This window comes from Cellulomonas septica, assembly GCF_012396155.1.
GTDB lineage: Bacteria > Actinomycetota > Actinomycetes > Actinomycetales > Cellulomonadaceae > Cellulomonas > Cellulomonas septica.
In genome coordinates this window covers 1-3063 of record NZ_JAAXOY010000433.1, presented here as the reverse complement: position 1 = coordinate 3063, position 3063 = coordinate 1, and the positions used below count along the sequence as shown (strand labels likewise).

Genomic DNA, 3063 nt, shown 5'->3' with positions numbered 1-3063 from the left:
CCCGATGCCCGGGCGCACGCACCTGCAGCACGCGCAGCCCGTCCTCCTCGCGCACCACCTGCTGGCGCACGCGTGGCCGCTGCTCCGCGACGTCGACCGCTGGGTCGACTGGGACGCGCGCGCCGCGCGCTCGCCCTACGGCTCGGGTGCGCTCGCCGGCTCGTCGCTGGGTCTCGACCCGGCCGCGGTCGCGGCGGAGCTCGGGTTCGACGGTCCCGTCGAGAACTCGATCGACGGCACCGCGTCGCGCGACGTCGTCGCCGAGTTCGCGTTCGTCGCCGCGATGCTCGCCGTCGACGTCTCCCGGCTCGCCGAGGAGGTCGTGCTCTGGTCGACCAAGGAGTTCGGCTTCGTGCGGCTGCACGACGCCTACTCCACGGGGTCGAGCATCATGCCGCAGAAGAAGAACCCGGACGTCGCGGAGCTCGCGCGCGGCAAGGCGGGGCGCCTCGTCGGCGACCTCACCGGCCTGCTCACGACGCTCAAGGGCCTCCCGCTCGCGTACAACCGCGACCTGCAGGAGGACAAGGAGCCGGTCTTCGACCAGGTGGACCAGCTGACGGTCCTCCTGCCCGCGTTCGCGGGGATGGTCGCGACCCTGACGTTCGACACCGAGCGCATGGCCGAGCTCGCCCCGCAGGGCTTCTCGCTGGCCACGGACGTCGCCGAGTGGCTCGTCCGCGAGGGCGTCGCCTTCCGGGTCGCGCACGAGATCGCCGGGGCGTGCGTCCGCGCGTGCGAGGAGCGCGAGCCCGCGATCGAGCTGTGGGAGCTCAGCGACGACGACCTGGTCGCGATCTCCCCGCACCTCACGAGCGGGGTCCGGTCGGTCCTGTCCGTCGAGGGCTCGCTCGCCTCGCGCGACGCCGCCGGAGGGACCGCCCCGGTGCGCGTCGCCGAGCAGCTCGCGGCCGCGCGCGGCGCGGCAGCCGCTCTGCGCCAGAGGTTCGCGACCGACTGACCCGGGCAGGCTCCTCAGCTCCGGGGCTCGTCGGCCGATGGGTCCGGCGACCCTCACGCCGGCACGCGTCAGTCCCAGGGCGTGGTCGGCACGACGAGGAGCGACACCCGAGTGAGCACCACCAGCACGGCCGTGAGTCCTGACGTCCGCCCCGCGCGGGCCGCCCGTTCGGCGCGACGGGCGGCCGCGCTGGACCGGCCGTACCTGAGCACCCTCACGGGCTTCCAGCGGTGGTTCGCGAACATGTCGATCCGCGCGAAGGTCCTCACGCTCGCGCTCGTCATGCTCACGATGGTCCTGGCCGTCCTCGTCGTCGCCTGGGTGGACGGCACCGAGGTCGTCGCGCTCGCGGGCGGTGACCCGGCGGTCGCGGAGCACGTCGGCGCGACCCGCCGCACGCTCCTCGGCCTCGCCGCCGCCGCGACCGTCCTCGCGGGCGGCCTCACGACGTGGGGCGCGCACGCGATCGACCGCGAGCTCCGCCGTGTGTTCCGGGTGTCGGCAGCGCTCGAGGCGGGCGACCTCACCCAGCGCACGCGGCTCGACAACCGGGACCAGATCGGGCGGGCCGGCCGGGCCCTCGACGCCGGGCTCGACGCGCTGCAGGGGTCCCTGCGGGCCGTCGCCGACGAGGTGGTCGTCCTGCACGACGCGACGCAGCAGCTCGACGACGGCAACCGGACACTGTCGGCCACGGCGGAGCGCGCGAGCTCCGACGCCGGTGCTGCCGCCACGGCCGCCGAGCAGGTCGCGCAGACCGTGCGCTCGGTCGCGGCCGGTGCCGACCAGATGGGCGCCTCGATCCGGCAGATCGCGAGCAACGCCGGCGAGGCGCTCAACGTCGCGACCGAGGCGACGACCGCGGTCGACGACGCCGTCCGCACCGTCGGACGCCTCGGCGACTCCTCGGAGCAGATCGGCGCCGTCGTGCGGCTCATCACGTCGATCGCGGAGCAGACGAACCTGCTGGCGCTCAACGCGACCATCGAGGCGGCCCGGGCGGGCGACGCGGGCAAGGGCTTCGTCGTCGTCGCGAACGAGGTCAAGGAGCTCGCGGGCGAGACCGCGCGCGCGACGGACGAGATCGCGCGCCGGATCGCGGCGATCCAGGTCGACACCACGGCCGCCGTGGACGCCATCGGACGCATCACCCAGGTCATCGCGGCGATCAACGAGTACCAGTCCACGATCGCCGCGGCGGTCGAGGAGCAGTCCGCGACGACCGCCGCGATGTCGCGCGGCGTCGGCGAGGCGGCGACGGGGATCGGGGAGATCGCGACGTCCGTGTCGTCGGTCGCGAGCGGTGCGGGCCGGACCAGCGACGCCCTGGCGCGCGAGAGCGTCACCGTCGGGTCGATCGCGGAGGTGTCGGAGCGTCTGGCGTCGTCGACGGCGGCGTTCCGCGTCTGACCGGCATGATGTCCTCTCCGTCGAGAGGAGGCCGCGTGACCGTTCCGACGTCCAGGACCGATGCCGTCGACGTGGTCGTCGCGCGGGTGCGTGCCGCCCGGCCCCGCCTCGGTGGCGTGCGGCTCGTCTGCGTCGACGGCCCGGCCGGCTCCGGCAAGTCGACGCTCGCGCGCCGGGTCGGCGCGGCGCTGGGGGCGACCGTGCTGCACCTCGACGACCTGCTCGACGGGTGGTCCGACCTCGAGGGCGTCTGGGAGCGGCTCGACGCGCAGGTGCTCGAGCCGCTCGCCGCCGGGCGGCCGGGCCGCTACCGCCGGTACGACTGGACGGCCGGAGCGTTCGCCGAGTGGCACGACGTCCCGGTGCCCGACGTCCTCGTCCTCGACGGGTGCGGTTCGGCGCGCACCGCGGCGGATCCGGTCGCGGCCGTCAAGGTCTGGGTCGAGGCACCGCGCGACCTGCGGTTGTCGCGCGGGTTGGAGCGGGACGGTGACGACGCGCGTGAGCACTGGCTCGCGTGGATGGTCGCCGAGTCGGCGCACTTCGCCCGTGAGCGCACGCGCGAGCGCGCGGACGTCCACGTCGACGCCGTCGGCCGCCTCGTCGAGCCCTGATCGCACGGTCCGTCCGCCGATGACCGCGCGGCCCCATGGCGCAGATCGGGGCGGTCCGAGCGGGACGGGCGCGCGGTC

The 3063-nt window shown here is 75.1% G+C and carries 3 protein-coding genes; all 3 read left to right on the top strand.

The genetic code is table 11. The features are described from left to right. Window positions 1-961: argininosuccinate lyase (argH, locus tag HGA02_RS14515; RefSeq protein WP_168679690.1), on the top strand; the 961-nt coding region annotated here is incomplete at its 5' end. Window positions 962-1072: 111 nt separating this feature from the next. Next, window positions 1073-2371 (top strand): methyl-accepting chemotaxis protein, encoded by a 1299-nt coding sequence (locus HGA02_RS14510; protein WP_343035492.1) that lies wholly within the window; start codon window positions 1073-1075, stop codon window positions 2369-2371. Window positions 2372-2406: 35 nt separating this feature from the next. Beyond that, the gene (locus HGA02_RS14505) at window positions 2407-2985 is read left to right on the top strand and encodes a uridine kinase family protein (protein ID WP_343035491.1); all 579 of its coding nucleotides are present in this window, start codon (window positions 2407-2409) and stop codon (window positions 2983-2985) included. The last annotated feature ends 78 nt before the right edge of the window (window positions 2986-3063 follow it).